Annotated in this window: 13 protein-coding genes; 2 read left to right on the forward strand and 11 right to left on the reverse strand. The window is 38.2% G+C overall.

Annotated features, from left to right (window positions below; translation table 11 throughout):
* Window positions 1-266: 266 nt before the first annotated feature.
* The 10 genes from gloB to SOI76_RS06435 form a co-directional block, all read right to left on the reverse strand.
* Window positions 267-998, reverse strand: a complete 732-nt coding sequence (gene gloB / locus SOI76_RS06390; protein WP_104078960.1) for a hydroxyacylglutathione hydrolase — start codon at window positions 996-998, stop codon at window positions 267-269.
* A 152-nt stretch (window positions 999-1,150) separates the two neighbouring features.
* Window positions 1,151-1,846 (reverse strand): methionine ABC transporter permease, encoded by a 696-nt coding sequence (metN, locus tag SOI76_RS06395; RefSeq protein WP_016140546.1) that lies wholly within the window; start codon window positions 1,844-1,846, stop codon window positions 1,151-1,153.
* Window positions 1,843-2,868, reverse strand: coding sequence for a methionine ABC transporter ATP-binding protein (locus SOI76_RS06400; RefSeq protein WP_016140547.1), 1,026 nt, complete (start codon window positions 2,866-2,868; stop codon window positions 1,843-1,845). Before SOI76_RS06400 ends, metN begins: the two co-directional genes overlap by 4 nt.
* Window positions 2,869-2,943: 75 nt before the next feature.
* Window positions 2,944-3,816: a MetQ/NlpA family ABC transporter substrate-binding protein gene (gene yhcJ / locus SOI76_RS06405; RefSeq protein ID WP_104078959.1), complete on the reverse strand. Its 873-nt coding sequence runs from the start codon at window positions 3,814-3,816 to the stop codon at window positions 2,944-2,946.
* Between the two features lie 487 nt (window positions 3,817-4,303).
* Complete coding sequence (gene purD, locus SOI76_RS06410; RefSeq protein WP_104078958.1) at window positions 4,304-5,590, reverse strand: phosphoribosylamine--glycine ligase; 1,287 nt, start codon at window positions 5,588-5,590, stop codon at window positions 4,304-4,306.
* Window positions 5,591-5,713: 123 nt separating this feature from the next.
* Complete coding sequence (purH, locus tag SOI76_RS06415) at window positions 5,714-7,288, reverse strand: bifunctional phosphoribosylaminoimidazolecarboxamide formyltransferase/IMP cyclohydrolase (protein WP_025465553.1); 1,575 nt, start codon at window positions 7,286-7,288, stop codon at window positions 5,714-5,716.
* Between the two features lie 85 nt (window positions 7,289-7,373).
* Window positions 7,374-7,643, reverse strand: coding sequence for a DNA-binding transcriptional regulator Fis (gene fis / locus SOI76_RS06420; RefSeq protein ID WP_001086304.1), 270 nt, complete (start codon window positions 7,641-7,643; stop codon window positions 7,374-7,376).
* A gap of 376 nt (window positions 7,644-8,019) precedes the next feature.
* Complete coding sequence (locus SOI76_RS06425; RefSeq protein WP_104078957.1) at window positions 8,020-8,865, reverse strand: zinc-ribbon and DUF3426 domain-containing protein; 846 nt, start codon at window positions 8,863-8,865, stop codon at window positions 8,020-8,022.
* A gap of 12 nt (window positions 8,866-8,877) precedes the next feature.
* Window positions 8,878-9,783 carry a 50S ribosomal protein L11 methyltransferase gene (gene prmA / locus SOI76_RS06430; protein WP_104078956.1) on the reverse strand — a complete coding sequence of 302 codons (906 nt, stop codon included), beginning with the start codon at window positions 9,781-9,783 and terminating at the stop codon, window positions 8,878-8,880.
* 156 nt (window positions 9,784-9,939) lie between these two features.
* Window positions 9,940-10,170 carry a hypothetical protein gene (locus SOI76_RS06435; RefSeq protein ID WP_000859008.1) on the reverse strand — a complete coding sequence of 77 codons (231 nt, stop codon included), beginning with the start codon at window positions 10,168-10,170 and terminating at the stop codon, window positions 9,940-9,942.
* A gap of 232 nt (window positions 10,171-10,402) precedes the next feature.
* Between SOI76_RS06435 and mnmG the strand changes: the two genes are divergently transcribed.
* Window positions 10,403-12,283 (forward strand): tRNA uridine-5-carboxymethylaminomethyl(34) synthesis enzyme MnmG, encoded by a 1,881-nt coding sequence (mnmG, locus tag SOI76_RS06440; protein ID WP_104078955.1) that lies wholly within the window; start codon window positions 10,403-10,405, stop codon window positions 12,281-12,283.
* A gap of 377 nt (window positions 12,284-12,660) precedes the next feature.
* Here mnmG and SOI76_RS06445 read toward each other — a convergent pair whose 3' ends face one another.
* A complete protein-coding gene (locus SOI76_RS06445) occupies window positions 12,661-13,668 on the reverse strand; it encodes a helix-turn-helix transcriptional regulator (RefSeq protein WP_205668364.1) in 1,008 nt (335 codons plus the stop codon).
* Between the two features lie 225 nt (window positions 13,669-13,893).
* Between SOI76_RS06445 and SOI76_RS06450 the strand changes: the two genes are divergently transcribed.
* Window positions 13,894-15,444, forward strand: a complete 1,551-nt coding sequence (locus SOI76_RS06450; protein ID WP_104078954.1) for a circularly permuted type 2 ATP-grasp protein — start codon at window positions 13,894-13,896, stop codon at window positions 15,442-15,444.
* The last annotated feature ends 2 nt before the right edge of the window (window positions 15,445-15,446 follow it).

Genomic DNA, 15,446 nt, shown 5'->3' on the forward strand with positions numbered 1-15,446 from the left:
TGCAACTTGTAAAAAAAGTAAGATAGAGAAAGAACAGTTTTCATTTTTATAAAAATATGGTGGTGTTATGTAACTAAAAAATAAAAACTTTTATTTAAAAAAGTGTTCTTCAGCATGTTTATAAAAAAATATAAATTTGGCGAAATTTTAAAAAAAGCTGAATAAATAAGAATAAAGTAAATGTAAAAAATAATTACCATGAATCTGAACTATGCAAAAAGATACAGTTCTTAAAATGAAACCGTATCTTTTATTGAAAATTAATTTTAGAAATTATCTTTAAGGGCACGTAAGTGAGCAAAGTCTTCGGCACTTTCTGCACGGAGAAAAGGATTTGTTGCTAATTCGAGTTCTATGGTACTGGGTAGGGTGATTAATCCTTGCTTACGTAGCTCACGGACTTCTTCAGCTCGTTCAGATAAAGCATGGTTGTGTGGTTCTACCGTTAATGCAAATTCGGCATTTGAAAGTGTGTACTCATGCGTGCAATATACCTTGGTTTGTGTGGGTAATGCTGCTAAACGACTCAGTGAGTGATACATTTGTTCTGCCGTACCTTCAAATAATCGACCACATCCCATTGCAAATAAAGTGTCGCCGCAGAATACAGCTTCTAACTCTTCAATAAAATAGACAATATGACCTAAAGTATGACCAGGGGTCGCAATAATCTCTACTTTTAAATCATTAAACTTTAGATGGTCATTATGCTGTAACGGATGGGTAATCCCTGGAATTTTTGAAAGCTCATCACGTGGACCATACACTGTAATATTTTGGGCAGCAGTTAAATCAGCAACTCCACCGATATGGTCTTTATGCCAATGTGTAAGCCAGATTTGTTTTAAATTTAACTGATGATTCTGACAAAATTGGGTAACGAGTTCTGCCTCTGTTGGATCAACTGCAACAGCTTCTTGGGTTTCAGTATCTTCTAAAATCCAGATATAGTTTTGGAGGGCATTCTGTACATCAATAAAATGAATTCTATAACGCATTGTTTTATCCTAAAACCAAATCCAAAGAGTAAATAATCACTAATTTTGATCATAACAGAAAATAGTATTAACCCACGCACTCAACTAGTTGATGAAAAGGATTTATATAAAACAAAAAAGCCCCCATGTAGGGAGCTTTTTATATGGATGATTTAACGTACTTTTGCGAGCCAGTTGCCTAGTGTCTGTACAATCTGTACTAAGAGCAATAGGACGATCACTGTTAAAATGACCACACTTGTATCAAAACGTTGGTAACCATACGAAATAGCTAAATCACCAATACCACCTGCGCCAACTGCACCAGCCATTGCTGTTGCACCGATGAGACTGATGGTCGCTGTGGTTAAGTTTAAAATAAGTGAACTGCGTGCTTCTGGCAAAACAAAGCGGGAGATAATTTGCCAAGGTGTAGCACCCATCGCCTGAGCAGATTCAATAATTCCTTCATTTACTTCAAGCAGGGAAGTCTCAATCAGGCGTCCCATATATGGACCAACATAAATTGTTAAAGGAACGATCGCTGCCCACGTACCAATTGAAGTACCTACCAGTAACTTAGTAAGAGGAATCACTGCAATAAGTAAGATAATAAATGGCAGAGAGCGTAACGCATTTACAATCGGGTTGAGTAAATGATAAATGAATCTATTTGGCAAAATACCCTCTGGACGAGTAACAAGTAGAATAATCCCTTGAATGAATCCCCAAATACCACCAAATAAAAGCGCAAAAAACACCATGTGAAATGTTTCTTGCAATGCTGTTACAAACTGGTCAATTGAAAGAGAACTGTGCCAGAAAGGTTGAGTAAGTTCAGTCAACCATTGTACGATAAAATCTCTCATACTTGATCTCCTGATTGAACTACACCTACTTCATTTTGTTCTAAAAACTCGATAGCCTGTTTAATCAACTGGGGATCACCTAGAAGCTGCACAAACATTTGACCAATCACAGTACCATTAATTTCAGTCATGTTAGCGAACAAGATATTTAAGCTAATATCAAATTGTTTAATCAGTGACTGAATTACTGGCTCTTGAGCCGAGCGGCCTAAGAACTGTAAACAGTAGATGCTATGATGATGCTGATTTTCGAGTTGATTTAAAATATTCACAGGCAACTGTTGATGTAAAACAGTTTGAATGAAGTTTTTAGTTGTCGGATGTTGAGGTTTACTAAAGATATCAATCGTTGAACCTTGTTCAATGACTTTACCTGCTTCCATCACAGCTACATGATCACAAACAGTTTCAATGACATCCATTTCATGGGTCACCATAACAATTGTGATTTTTTGCTCTTGATTGATTTTCTTGAGTAGCTCTAAAACAGACTTAGTAGTTTGTGGGTCGAGGGCAGAGGTTGCTTCATCACACAAAAGAATTTTTGGATGATTTGCCAAAGCACGAGCAATACCGACACGTTGCTTTTGGCCGCCAGAAAGCTCATCTGGATAAGCATCTTTTTTATGCTTAAGATCAATGAACTCCAATAACTCATTTAAGCGCTTTTCACGTTCTGCCTTATTGTAATTCAGCAGACGCATTGGCATTTCGATATTTTCAGCAACCGTCTTGGTTTGTAGCAAATTGAAGTGCTGAAAAATCATACCAATATTTGCACGTTCCTGACGTAATGAACGCGCATCCAAAGCAGTGAAGTCCTTTTGATTAATGATAACCTGACCTTCATTTGGTCGTTCAAGTAAGTTAATCAGGCGGATTAAAGTACTTTTACCTGCACCACTATAGCCAATAATCCCAAAAATACTCCCTTCTGGAATTTCCAAATTAATTTGGTCCAGAGCTCGTATAGTTTGGCCTTTAAGCTGATAGTGCTTTGAAATGTTTTTAAATTGAATCATGTCGTCAAAAACTATGCTAAAAAGAAAAAACAGGCAAAGAGTCTTTGCCTGTTTCGCGTTGCCGGTATTATATTACTATTTAGCTTCCGTGAGGTAGCTGATTGGCTGATTCACGTCAACTTTTGTACCACCAAAGTGTTGTTCAACGTATTTTTTAACAGCTTCAGTGTGGTATAGCTGACCAACCTTCTGAAGAATTGGGTCATCTTTACGAGATTCTGCTGCCGCAAGAATATTTACATTGAGTTTAGTGCTTTGATCAACTGGCTCATAGTAGATAGAATCTTTAAGTACATTTAAACCACCTTCCAGCGCTAAAGTATTACCTAAAACGATTGCATCAACTTCATCTTTTACACGTACAGCAGTTGCCATTTGGATTGGTTTAATATCAATTTTTTTACTGTTATCGATAATATCGCTTGGTGTGCCTTTAGCAGGGTCGAAGTCAGTTTTAAGTTTGATTAAGCCAGCACTTTGTAATAACAATAATGCACGAGCTTCATTCGCCGCATCATTAGGAATTGCAATACTTGCACCTTGAGGGAATTCTTCTACTTTTTTATGCTTACTTGAGTAGATCCCCATTGGTTCAAGATAAGTTGTAGCAACTGGTGCAATCTTATCTTTGTTTGATGCATTGAAAGCGACCAAATATGCATAAGATTGGAATGCGTTTAAGTCAACTTCTTTATTAGCTACAGCTGTATTCATTGCAACATAATCAGTGAAGTTTTTCACCTCAAGCTTAACACCAGCAGCTTTAGTTTCTGGTAAAGTCGAAATATAACGCCAGATATCAGCGTCAGAACCAGTTGAGGCAATAACCACAGTTTGAAGTTGTGATGAATCACCACTCTTTCCAGCTTGTGGTTCACTTTGTTGTTTCCCGCAAGCTGCAAGTAATAGTACAGACACGCTTAAAAAAAGACTGATCAGCTTTTTCATGTAAAAAAAGTCCTGATTAAGAGAGATATCAACTATTTAGCTGGCTCTCTAGAAAAGAAAATGAGTTTTGTTGTCACGTCACAAAGTTTTGAATGCTAAAAGTTATAACTTTTAGCTCTTTTCTAATTCCTCAGATACTTGTTTTACCGTTTTTGATCTGTACTAAATAAAACTATTTTCACAACAGTTCTATCATGAGTTGACAGTCTTTAAGCGATTTCTAAAAGTATTCAATGTTAAAAATAACTATTATCCCTAACAGAATTAGATGATGAGCCTCAATATTTAAAGGCACAATAACTTTGTGGAAAGTTCCAACGCTTTTTCTAATCATATCAATAAAAACATATTCAATATAGTGGACATGTTTCGATCTTATTGATTGGAAGTAAATAAAAACTGGGATTTATATGAAATTTTCTGATAAATAAGAATGAAATATAAAAAGCCCTCTTTGATAGAGGGCTTTTTATCAGTTGAGAGTTTTTTACTCAGCTTTTTCTCGTGCAATTGCGCGATAGCCAATGTCACTACGATATTGCATACCTGTAAAGGTCACTTGTCCGCATACTTCAAGTGCATTAATTTGTGCTTCAAGCACGCTGTCGCCTAGTGCAGTTACACAAAGAACTCGACCACCAGAAGTCACGATGTGACCATCTTCACGAGTTGCAGTGCCTGCGTGGAAAATTTTAGTATCTTCAGGTGATTGTCCAATACCTGAAATTACATCGCCTTTACGCACGCTGTCTGGGTAACCTTCTGCTGCAAGTACAATACCGATTGACTTACGCTCATCCCATTCTGCTTCGCTTGGTAAGTTACCTGTGATACCTGCTTCAACCAAATCAACAAGAGATGACTTCAAACGCATCATGATAGGTTGAGTTTCCGGATCACCGAAACGGCAGTTAAACTCAATTACGCGTGGTTGACCTTGTTCATCAATCATTAAGCCAGCATATAAGAAACCAGTGTAGACATGTCCGTCAGCAGCCATACCTTCAACAGTCGGACGCATGATTTCAGTCATAACACGTTCGAAAATTTCAGAAGTTACCACCGGAGCAGGAGAGTAAGCACCCATACCGCCAGTATTAGGACCTTGGTCACCTTCAAAAATACGTTTGTGATCTTGTGAAGTTGCCATTGGTAAAATGTTTTTACCATCAATCATACAAATGAAAGAAGCTTCTTCACCTGCAAGGAACTGTTCAATTACAACACGTGAACCAGCATCACCAAATTTGTTGCCTGCAAGCATGTCATCAATTGCTGCAAAAGCTTCTTCGTTGGTCATTGCAACGATTACACCTTTACCAGCAGCAAGACCGTCTGCCTTAATTACAATTGGTGCACCATTTTTTTCAACATAAGCTTTAGCTGCATCAACTTCCGTAAATACTTCATAAAAAGCAGTTGGAATGTTATGACGCTTTAAAAAATGTTTAGCAAATGCTTTTGAGCCTTCAAGCTGCGCAGCATATTGAGTTGGTCCCCAAATTTTTAGACCTGCTTCGCGAGCAGCATCTACCACACCATTCACTAAAGGTGCTTCTGGACCAACAATAATAAGTTCAACACTATTTTCTTTAGCAAAAGCGATAATTGCAGGGTTGTCTAAAATATCAAGCTGAACATTAACGCATTTGTCTTCAGTTGCAGTTCCAGCATTTCCTGGTGCAACGAAAACTTGAGTAACTTTGGTATCTTGCGCGATTTTCCATGCCAAAGCATGTTCACGACCACCACTACCTAAAACTAAAATATTCATTTTTAATTTGTTCCTTAACTTTAATCCTTTTCATCCCCCTCTATTCCTCAAGGTGGAGTTTAGCTCCATTATTGTGGAAAACCCTCCTGAATAAAAGGAGGGTTAGGGAGGACTAAATTTAAATTAGTGGCGGAAATGGCGCATACCAGTGAACACCATTGCAATACCAGCTTCATCTGCTGCTGCGATTACTTCTTCATCACGCATAGAACCACCTGGTTGAATGATGCATTTAATGCCAGCTTTAGCTGCATTATCAATACCGTCACGGAACGGGAAGAATGCATCAGAAGCCATTACAGCGCCTTCAACAACCAAACCAGCATGTTCAGCTTTAATGGCAGCAATACGAGCTGAGTTAACACGGCTCATTTGACCTGCACCTACACCAATAGTTTGGCGGTTTTTAGCATAAACAATTGCGTTTGATTTTACATATTTCGCAACTTTCCAAGCAAAGATGAGGTCATCAATTTCTTGTTCAGTCGGTGCACGCTTAGTGACTACTTTAAGATCATCTTTAGTGATCATGCCCAAGTCTTGATCTTGAACAAGTAAGCCGCCATTAACACGTTTGTAGTCAAGTTGCGGTGCACGTGCATCAATTGCAGGTAACTCGCCACATACTAAAACACGCACATTTTTCTTAGCGCCAGTAACTTCAAGCACGCCATCAGCAATACTTGGAGCAATAATCACTTCAACGAATTGACGCTCTACAATTGCTTGAGCAGTTGCAACATCTAACTCACGGTTAAATGCAATAATGCCACCGAAAGCAGATTCTGGATCAGTCGCATAAGCTAAATCATAAGCAGCTTTAATACCGTCTAAAGAAACAGCAACACCACAAGGGTTAGCATGTTTTACGATTACACAAGCAGGTTTTGCGAATGATTTAACACATTCAAGTGCTGCATCTGTGTCAGCAATATTGTTATAAGACAATTCTTTGCCTTGTAACTGTTTTGCTGTAGAAACTGATGCTTCTTTTGCATTTGCTTCAACATAAAATGCTGCAGATTGATGTGGGTTTTCACCGTAACGTAAATCTTGTGCTTTGTTCAATTGAGTATTGAATGTGCGAGGGAATAAATCAGCTTCGCCTTCGGTCTTACCAACGCGAGCGCCTAGGTAAGAAGCGATCATGCCGTCGTATTGAGCTGTATGTTCAAATGCTTTAACTGCTAAATCAAAACGCGTTTCATAAGAAAGTGAACCAGCAGTTTTTAATTCATTGATTACAGTGTCGTAATCTGAAGCATTAACTACAATACCTACTGAAGCATGGTTTTTAGCAGCCGCACGAACCATTGTAGGACCACCGATGTCGATATTCTCGATTGCATCAGGAAGAGTACAGTCTGGTTTTGCAACAGTTGCAGCAAATGGATAAAGGTTTACAACAACAAGATCAATCGGATCGATGTTGTGTTCTTCCATAACTGCTTCATCTAAACCGCGACGAGCAAGAATACCGCCATGAATTTTTGGATGTAATGTCTTAACACGACCATCCATCATTTCAGGGAAGCCAGTATGTTCAGATACTTCAACAACCGCGATATTATTATCTTTAAGCAACTTGTATGTGCCGCCTGTAGATAATAGTTCTACCCCTAGAGCTGCAAGGTTTTGAGCAAATTCGACAATTCCTGTCTTATCAGATACAGAAATCAAAGCACGTTTAATAGTCATGATGTTTAATTCAACAATTTCAAGTCTACGGATTAAAACCAATAAGCATAAAAAAATGCCCACGACGTCGTGAGCATTTTATCATTTATTCACTCATTAAACCGTGAGCTTTTAACTTTTTACGTAAAGTGCCACGGTTGAGTCCAAGAATCTCTGCAGCACGTGTTTGATTACCACGTGTATATTCAAGAACTACAGATAAAAGAGGTTTCTCCATTTCTGCTAGCACCATGTCATATACCTGAGATGGTTGCTCACCTTGCAATTGTGCAAAATAATGGCGAACTGCGCGATCCACGTGGATGCGAAGAGCAACATCAGATTGTGCAGTAAAAATAGGAGATTTGCTATTCATGCGAGTTAATCCGAAAATCAAATACTAACTTGGGTAAAGTAGTATATAAATGTGGTCTAAAAATACGGAGTCCTGTTTTAGATCCTAAAACAGTGACTCTAAAACATAAGAACAATTAGCTTGCCATATTTCTTCGTATTGAATAAAAAATAAGCGTAACAATAATTAAATATTTGTTACAGCCCCCTCAAAAACAAAAAAAGTTAGGCTATGCGCTTAAAGTAGAAAAGCACACATGCTTAACAGTATTTTTTTTGGATTGAGAGCGAGGAGTATATGAGTCAAAGCTTTCGTGGCGCGTATCATAACATTGTCTAGGAAAAAGTGAGCAAATTAACTGCATTTTTTTTTATTTTTTTTTCACTTTTTTTACATTTTAGGGGTGGACAATTTCTAATCGATAATTTACTAGGCTTTTTTTGCTTTTGTTTAGCTCAAATTGGAATCGGTAAGGGGTGTTCGATGGAATGCGCTGAATACCCCGTAAGTTCTCTACTAAATATTGCTGAGGAGTTAGTATGATTTCTTCAGTTTTGCTTGGTTCTGTCGCAAAAATCAATTTTAAGTTAGGAAGCTCAATACTTTTATCATTCTGATTAAGTAATATGCCTGAGAATTGGGTATGGTTCGCATCAACTCTACGAACTTTTATCTTTTCTATATGGATAAGTTGATACAGTTCTGCTGATTTGTTGCAGTGCAGTATTTGGCAAACATAATTAAATGCATGACTAACGGTAGGGCTTGTATGCATGAGTTTAGGGTTAAACCAGAGAATCTGGAAAGTAAAAACTAAAATCAGAATAAGGTTGGCAGAGCTCCAGAGCGTATAGTACAACCAACTATGTTTTTTATTGTTGTCTTGTTCTTGTGGGGATACTTGCTCAGCCAAATTAAGGTTTGGTAAAGCATTAATAGGTTCATTATGAAAGTAATTTAAGTTGTTGAGATAGGTTAATAGATCAATATTAGAGTTCTCAACTTTTTGGTCAAAGATATCTAACACGTGTGAATGTGTCATATATCGTGTTTGCATTGAACCATTAACTAAAGTAGATGAATTAACCATGGCTGGCTGTTCAATATTAATCAGATTGGTTAATGCATTAAAACTCGAATTACATTTTGGGCAACAAACCATACCCTGAGCAACAGTTAATTGAGTAAGAGATACTTTATAAACTGTTAAACACTTAGGGCAGCGGGTTTGTTTTTCATTCATGAGTTAAAAGTCTCAATTTATTTTTTTACGTTTTCCTGAAATGCGACACCAGTTTTCTTCGCGCTTTTCGACATCTAATATATCAAAAAATTCAGAATAAACACGTGAAACATCAGCAGCTTGCTCTTCAATTACACCTGCAAGTGCGAACTCACCCTCAGATTTAATTAAATTTGCAAACTCAGGCGCAAGCATCATTAAAGGTCCTGCTAAAATGTTTGCAACTAAAACATCAGCTTGTTTAGGTTTGAATTCTTGATCAAACTCTTCAGGAAGACCTACATATAGTCGATCTAATACACCATTAAGCTCTGCATTTTGTTTTGTTGCTAAAACAGCCTGAGGATCAATATCGGTAGCGTATACTTTTTTAGCGCCTAATAATAAAGCTGCTACGCCTAAAATGCCTGAACCACAGCCATAATCGATCACGATTTTATCTTTAACGTCAGTTTTACCCAGCCATTGTAAGCATAGGAAAGTACTTGCGTGATTACCTGTACCAAACGCAAGACCTGGATCTAACTTAATGTTAGTTGCGTCTGCTTCTGGTGGCTCTAGCCATTCAGGTACGATCCAGAACTTTTCCCCAATCTGAATTGGCTCATAGTAATCCATCCACGCGCGTTCCCAAACTTGATCTTCAAGTTCTTCATGACGCATAGGAACATCTGGAAGTTGAGCTTTTAAGAAAGCTTCTAAAGTGTCGACATCAATTGGGTCTTGTTCGTCTTGTTGATAGATGCCTGTCACAATCACTTTATTCCATAAAGGTGTCTCACCTGGTAATGGTTCAAGTAAAGCCTGATCTTCAGCATCATCCAGCGTTACGCTTACCGCACCTAGAGACATTAAAAGTGTTTCTGTGAACTCAACTTGTTCTTGATCAACGGTAATGTGTATTTGTAACCACTTCACGAAAAGGACCTAAAAATTTTATTTAAAGGCGTATTGTAGCGGACTAGACCATTTTAAAAAAGAAAACGGCCCATCTTTAATGGACCGTCTTTGAAAATACTGATGAGATATAGCGGTAAATGAATGACTTCTACTATAACCTTGTATAAAAACAGATTAAGGAGCAGGGGCCTTAAATTGTAACTTGCCATTTTCATTTGGTTGGCAAGTACCGTTAAAGGTTACGCCGTTGTGATTGTAAGAGACCCATTCACCTTGCTGTTTTTTTGCGCAGACTCGAATTTGTTTTTGCGTTTCGGCTTTGCTCGTGTCAGCAGCATGGGTAAAAGTTACGCCTGAAAAACAAATTAGAGATGCAGTTAAGATTTTTAACATGGTCGTTTTCATTTTGTATTCCTTCTCGTTGCGTTAATTTTAAAGTCATAGAAGTGCTGTACATTTTTTATTCTAAGATGAATTAATTTTAAAAACATTCACTTTGTATTGAATTCATGAAACAAAATGTCAAATCATGTGGCGTAGCGTAAATTATGTGAAGACAATTTTGTAATTATGTACATCAATAAGCAGATAATTTTGCTATAATGTTCCGTCTTTTTTTTCTGGTGTTTTTGTACTCATGCACTATCCTAAAGTTTATGATGTTATCGTTATCGGTGGCGGTCACGCAGGTACGGAAGCGGCCCTTGCTGCTGCGCGTATGGGACGACAGACTTTGCTTTTGACCCATAACATTGAGACTTTGGGCCAAATGAGTTGTAACCCAGCAATTGGCGGTATTGGTAAGTCTCACTTAGTACGCGAAATTGATGCACTTGGTGGTGCAATGGCTTTAGCTGCTGATAAAGGTGGTATTCAGTTCCGTATTTTAAATTCGCGTAAAGGTGCAGCTGTGCGTGCAACACGTGCTCAAGCTGACCGCGTGCGCTATAAAGCTGCTATCCGTGATACTTTGGAAAATCAAGCGAATCTTGATATTTTCCAGCAAGCAGCTGATGACCTGATTGTTGAAGGCGATACCGTTAAAGGTGTTGTTACCCAAATGGGTATTCGCTTTGATGCAAAAACTGTTGTGTTGACTACAGGTACATTCTTGGGCGGTGTAATCCACGTTGGTTTAGAAAAATCAAGCGGTGGTCGTGCGGGAGATCCTCCTTCTATTGCACTTGCTCAGCGTTTACGTGAATTAAAACTACCTGTTGGTCGTTTAAAAACCGGTACTCCACCACGTATTGATGCACGTTCAGTTGACTTTTCTGTGATGATTCCGCAGCCGGGTGATTTCCCGTCTCCAGTCATGTCATTCATGGGTGATGCTTCTATGCACCCTGAACAGGTAAACTGTTATATCACGCATACAAATGAAAAAACCCACGACATTATTCGCGGTGGTTTAGATCGTTCACCAATGTATACGGGTGTTATTGAGGGGGTAGGTCCACGTTACTGCCCATCAATCGAAGATAAAATTCACCGTTTCGCTGATAAAGACTCACATCAAGTATTCTTGGAGCCAGAAGGTCTAGATACACATGAGCTTTATCCAAATGGTATTTCGACCTCTTTACCGTTCGATGTTCAGTTCGAGCTTGTACGCTCAATTCGTGGTATGGAAAACGCTCATATCTTACGTCCAGGCTATGCAATTGAATATGATTATTTCAATCCGCAAGCTTTGAAATTTACCCTCGAAACTAAAGCGATTCATGGATTGTATTTCGCTGGTCAAATTAATGGTACAACAGGTTACGAAGAAGCTGGTGCTCAAGGTTTACTTGCAGGTTTAAATGCTGCACGCCGTGCGTGGGAGCAAGAAGAGTGGACACCTAAACGTGACCAAGCTTATATGGGTGTGCTAGTTGATGACCTCATTACGTTAGGTACTAAAGAACCGTACCGTATGTTTACCTCACGTGCTGAATATCGTTTGATGTTGCGTGAAGATAATGCGGATCAGCGCTTAACTTCTATTGGTCGTGAACTTGGTTTGGTTGATGATGTACGTTGGGCTGCTTATTGTGAAAAAATGGAAGCGGTTGAGCGCGAAACCTCTCGTTTACAACATATATGGGCAGCACCAAATAACCCTATGGGTAAAAAATTCGTTGAGATGACGGGTGCTGACTTAAGTAAAGAATGTAGCGCAATTGATTTGCTTAAACGCCCTAATATTAGCTTTGGTCAGATTGCAGAACTTACTGGTTCTGAAGTTTCAGAACAAGTGGGTGAGCAAATCGAAATTGCTGTGAAATATGAAGGTTACATTAACCGTCAACATGAAGATGTTGCTCAATTAAAGCGTCTGGAAGAAACTAAAATTCCTGCCGATTTTGATTATGATGTTGTGTCTGGATTATCACGCGAAATTACACAGAAATTAAAAACAGTGCTTCCAGAAACATTAGCGCAAGCAAGCCGTATTCCTGGTGTTACGCCAGCAGCTGTTCAACTTGTAATGATCACGATTCGTAAAAATAATATGACGAAAAAAACGGCTTAATTATTTAAGCGTGTAAAAAAGCCCAGTTAAAACTGGGCTTTTTTATTTCTGTTCAAAAAATATATGGAAACTTCCTAAGGAAGAAAAGAGATTTCGCTTCCTTTTTTTCTTATTTCACATATTTTAAGCCGCCAGTTATATTGAATTCACGTTCAAACAAGAGGGCTTTAACCATGACAATGAAATCAATTCGCTACAATGGATATGAAATGGCATGCCAATGCTCATGTTCAAAATAGCGCAAAAGAAAGAGCAGATCAGTTTTGGTGGGGGAGAACATCTTGATCTGAAAACAAGTAAAAATATAAGAAGAATATAAAATTAAGAAAATTATAATTAAAAATCTAAAGAGAACCTTATGGTTCTCTTTTTTATATCTACTTACTATCAGTTTCAATTTCACGTACAGCGTTGTGTACTTGAACTGGCTCAATATGCAGTAATTTCTTACCATAACTACGTAGCCACCACACCAGTTGAGATGTAAAAGGTACGGTAGCTGTAACTTCTACAATATTTTCTTCAAGTGGAGTAATCGTTTGGTCTTTACTCAACTGACTTTCATAAAAAGTTTTCGCAGTTTGTTCTGTCATGGTTAAGGTGAGCTGAATTGATTCAGTTGGCTGGTTATAGTCCACTCTAAAGCCTAAAGCGCCTGAATCAATATAATGATCGATATCAAAATTGACCGGATGTAGGGCACGACTATCTAATACTTTTGCTGATTTAAAACGGTGCAGAGCAAATGTTTGCACTTCAGTTTTGTCATGTCGTGTGCAAATTAAATAAATGACTGCACCTTTTTGTACCAAAGCTAAAGGGTTTAAAATATAAGTTTTATCTTCGCCTTGGTTTACACGGGCCCGATAAACACACTCAATCTGTTTGTCTTGTAGTAGACCTTCATAAATTGCCTGCTGAGCGGCACGATCCACTACAGGTGGAATAAGGGGTTGACTTGCAGGAACAATACGTACACGGTTAATCCACTGTCTTACATTATTTTGAGTAGAGAGACTACGTTTAGCTAAATCAAACCATGGGCCCATCTCATCAAGCAGACTTGGAGGAAGTAAGTGCTTAAGGTGCTCCTCAACCATCATAAAGGTTACCGCTTGAGAACTTGTCATGTGAGGTAAACTCTGGATAGGAGCGTCCGATTGCCACCGCCAACCTTGAGGTACGGCTTTATTGCTCTCTATCGGAAAACGCTGAGCAATTTGATTTAAGTCACGCTGAATAGTCCTTAAACTGATTTCAATACCTTCGCGCTCAAGCATTTCTTGCAATTCTCGAGTCCCAATCCATTTACCGGTGGGTAGGCGAGACAAGATCTGCCATTGGCGATATAAACTATTCGAAGTTTCTTTTTCTATTACAGACATAAGCGTAATACATCTATATCCAATTGCTTTGGTGTCAACACAATAAAAAATCTTTACAGATTTAGCAAGTTTGTCAGATTCAGTTTATAGCCCGTTGGACAAAGGATGATAAGATTTAGAAGAAAGTTATAACAATGATGCCGTACAAGTATTACAGATATATAAGTGGCACTGAAATTGCTTATTTAAAAATGAAATATAGATAAATGATAAGACGAGGTGGTTATGTCAGAACAAGAGCATGAATTACATCTAGATAATGATTTTTTTATACAAGAGCAGACAACAACAGCACTCATTAACCCAACCTCTTTTTTAGAACATATTTCTGTGCAAACCAATCTCTTTGAACAACTAAAATCACAGTTCTTTAATGAGATGCTTGATGATGTAACGTCAAATGGTGCAGCTTCTAAAAAAATTGAACAATGGTTGAGCATCCGTACTTTAGATGAGTTGAAAGAGCTAAATGCTCAGGCGAAGCAGCATTTTCTTTATCATAGGATTACCTTTAATGTTTATGGTGATAAAGAAGGAGCGGAGCGCACCATACCTTTCGATTTAATTCCAAGAGTAATCGAGAAAAAGCAATGGGAAAAAATTGCCGCGGGCTGTGCACAGCGTGTTAAGGCATTAAATTATTTCTTAGATGATATTTATCATGGACAACATATTTTAAAAGAACAAATCATTCCCGAAGAACAAATTATGGGAAATGATGCTTTCCAGCCCCATATGCTTAAACATTCTTTAAAGGGGAAAATTTATTCACAAATTAGTGGGATCGATATTATCCGTGATGGTGAAGGGGAGTTTTTTGTATTAGAAGATAATTTGAGAACACCTTCTGGGGTGTCTTATATGATTGAGAGCCGAAATATTAGCCAGAAATTAATGCCTGAGCTATGTACAGCCAATAATTTACAAGGGATTGAGCATTACCCAAAACTTTTAAAAGAAATATTGCAAGAAAATTCTCCTGCTGATCAACCTTTTATTGTGGTGCTAACACCAGGGCGTTTTAATAGTGCTTATTATGAGCACGCTTTTCTAGCGCGTGAAATGGATGTGCCATTAGTTACAAATCGAGATTTATTTGTAGAAAATGATCAAGTATTTGTCAAAACTATTCGTGGGCGTCAAAAAGTAGACGTAATTTACCGCCGTTTAGATGATGATTTTCTAGATCCTTTAGCATTTCGACCAGACAGTGCTTTAGGCGTAGCAGGTCTTATGTCTGCTTATTTGCAGAAAAATGTAGTAATTGCAAATGCACCTGGAACAGGTGTGGCAGATGATAAATCTATTTATCCTTATGTAGACCAAATGATCCAATATTATTTGGATGAGACACCAATCCTAAAAAATGTACCTACTTATCAGTGCCGTAAAGAAGAACACTTAGACTATGTACTCTCTAATCTGGATCAATTGGTTGTTAAGGAAGCACAAGGCTCAGGTGGATATGGCATGTTGATCGGGCCTAAAGCAAGCTCATGCGAAATTGATAAATTTAGAAAAAAGTTAATAGCTATGCCTCATATGTACATTGCACAACCTACTTTGGCTTTATCTGTTGCTCCGACTTTAACTACGGGAGGAGTAGCTGAGCGTCATATTGATTTGCGTCCATTCGTGTTGAGCTCACCTTATCGTACAGAGATTGTACCTGGTGGTTTAACACGCGTGGCCATGCAAGCTGGCTCTTTGGTCGTAAATTCATCTCAAGGTGGTGGTATAAAAGATACATGGGTTGTCGAAACATTACATTCCTGATT

Origin of the sequence: Acinetobacter pittii (assembly GCF_034064985.1) — a bacterium.
Lineage (GTDB): Bacteria > Pseudomonadota > Gammaproteobacteria > Pseudomonadales > Moraxellaceae > Acinetobacter > Acinetobacter pittii_H.

Coding starts and splice junctions, on each gene's coding strand:
- SOI76_RS06445 (WP_205668364.1), bottom strand. CDS start 13,668: ATGTCTGTAATAGAAAAAGAAACTTCGAATAGTTTATATCGCCAATGG.
- mnmG (WP_104078955.1), top strand. CDS start 10,403: ATGCACTATCCTAAAGTTTATGATGTTATCGTTATCGGTGGCGGTCAC.
- yhcJ (WP_104078959.1), bottom strand. CDS start 3,816: ATGAAAAAGCTGATCAGTCTTTTTTTAAGCGTGTCTGTACTATTACTT.
- gloB (WP_104078960.1), bottom strand. CDS start 998: ATGCGTTATAGAATTCATTTTATTGATGTACAGAATGCCCTCCAAAAC.
- purH (WP_025465553.1), bottom strand. CDS start 7,288: ATGACTATTAAACGTGCTTTGATTTCTGTATCTGATAAGACAGGAATT.
- SOI76_RS06435 (WP_000859008.1), bottom strand. CDS start 10,170: ATGAAAACGACCATGTTAAAAATCTTAACTGCATCTCTAATTTGTTTT.
- SOI76_RS06450 (WP_104078954.1), top strand. CDS start 13,894: ATGTCAGAACAAGAGCATGAATTACATCTAGATAATGATTTTTTTATA.
- SOI76_RS06400 (WP_016140547.1), bottom strand. CDS start 2,868: ATGATTCAATTTAAAAACATTTCAAAGCACTATCAGCTTAAAGGCCAA.
- SOI76_RS06425 (WP_104078957.1), bottom strand. CDS start 8,865: ATGAATGAAAAACAAACCCGCTGCCCTAAGTGTTTAACAGTTTATAAA.
- fis (WP_001086304.1), bottom strand. CDS start 7,643: ATGAATAGCAAATCTCCTATTTTTACTGCACAATCTGATGTTGCTCTT.
- purD (WP_104078958.1), bottom strand. CDS start 5,590: ATGAATATTTTAGTTTTAGGTAGTGGTGGTCGTGAACATGCTTTGGCA.
- metN (WP_016140546.1), bottom strand. CDS start 1,846: ATGAGAGATTTTATCGTACAATGGTTGACTGAACTTACTCAACCTTTC.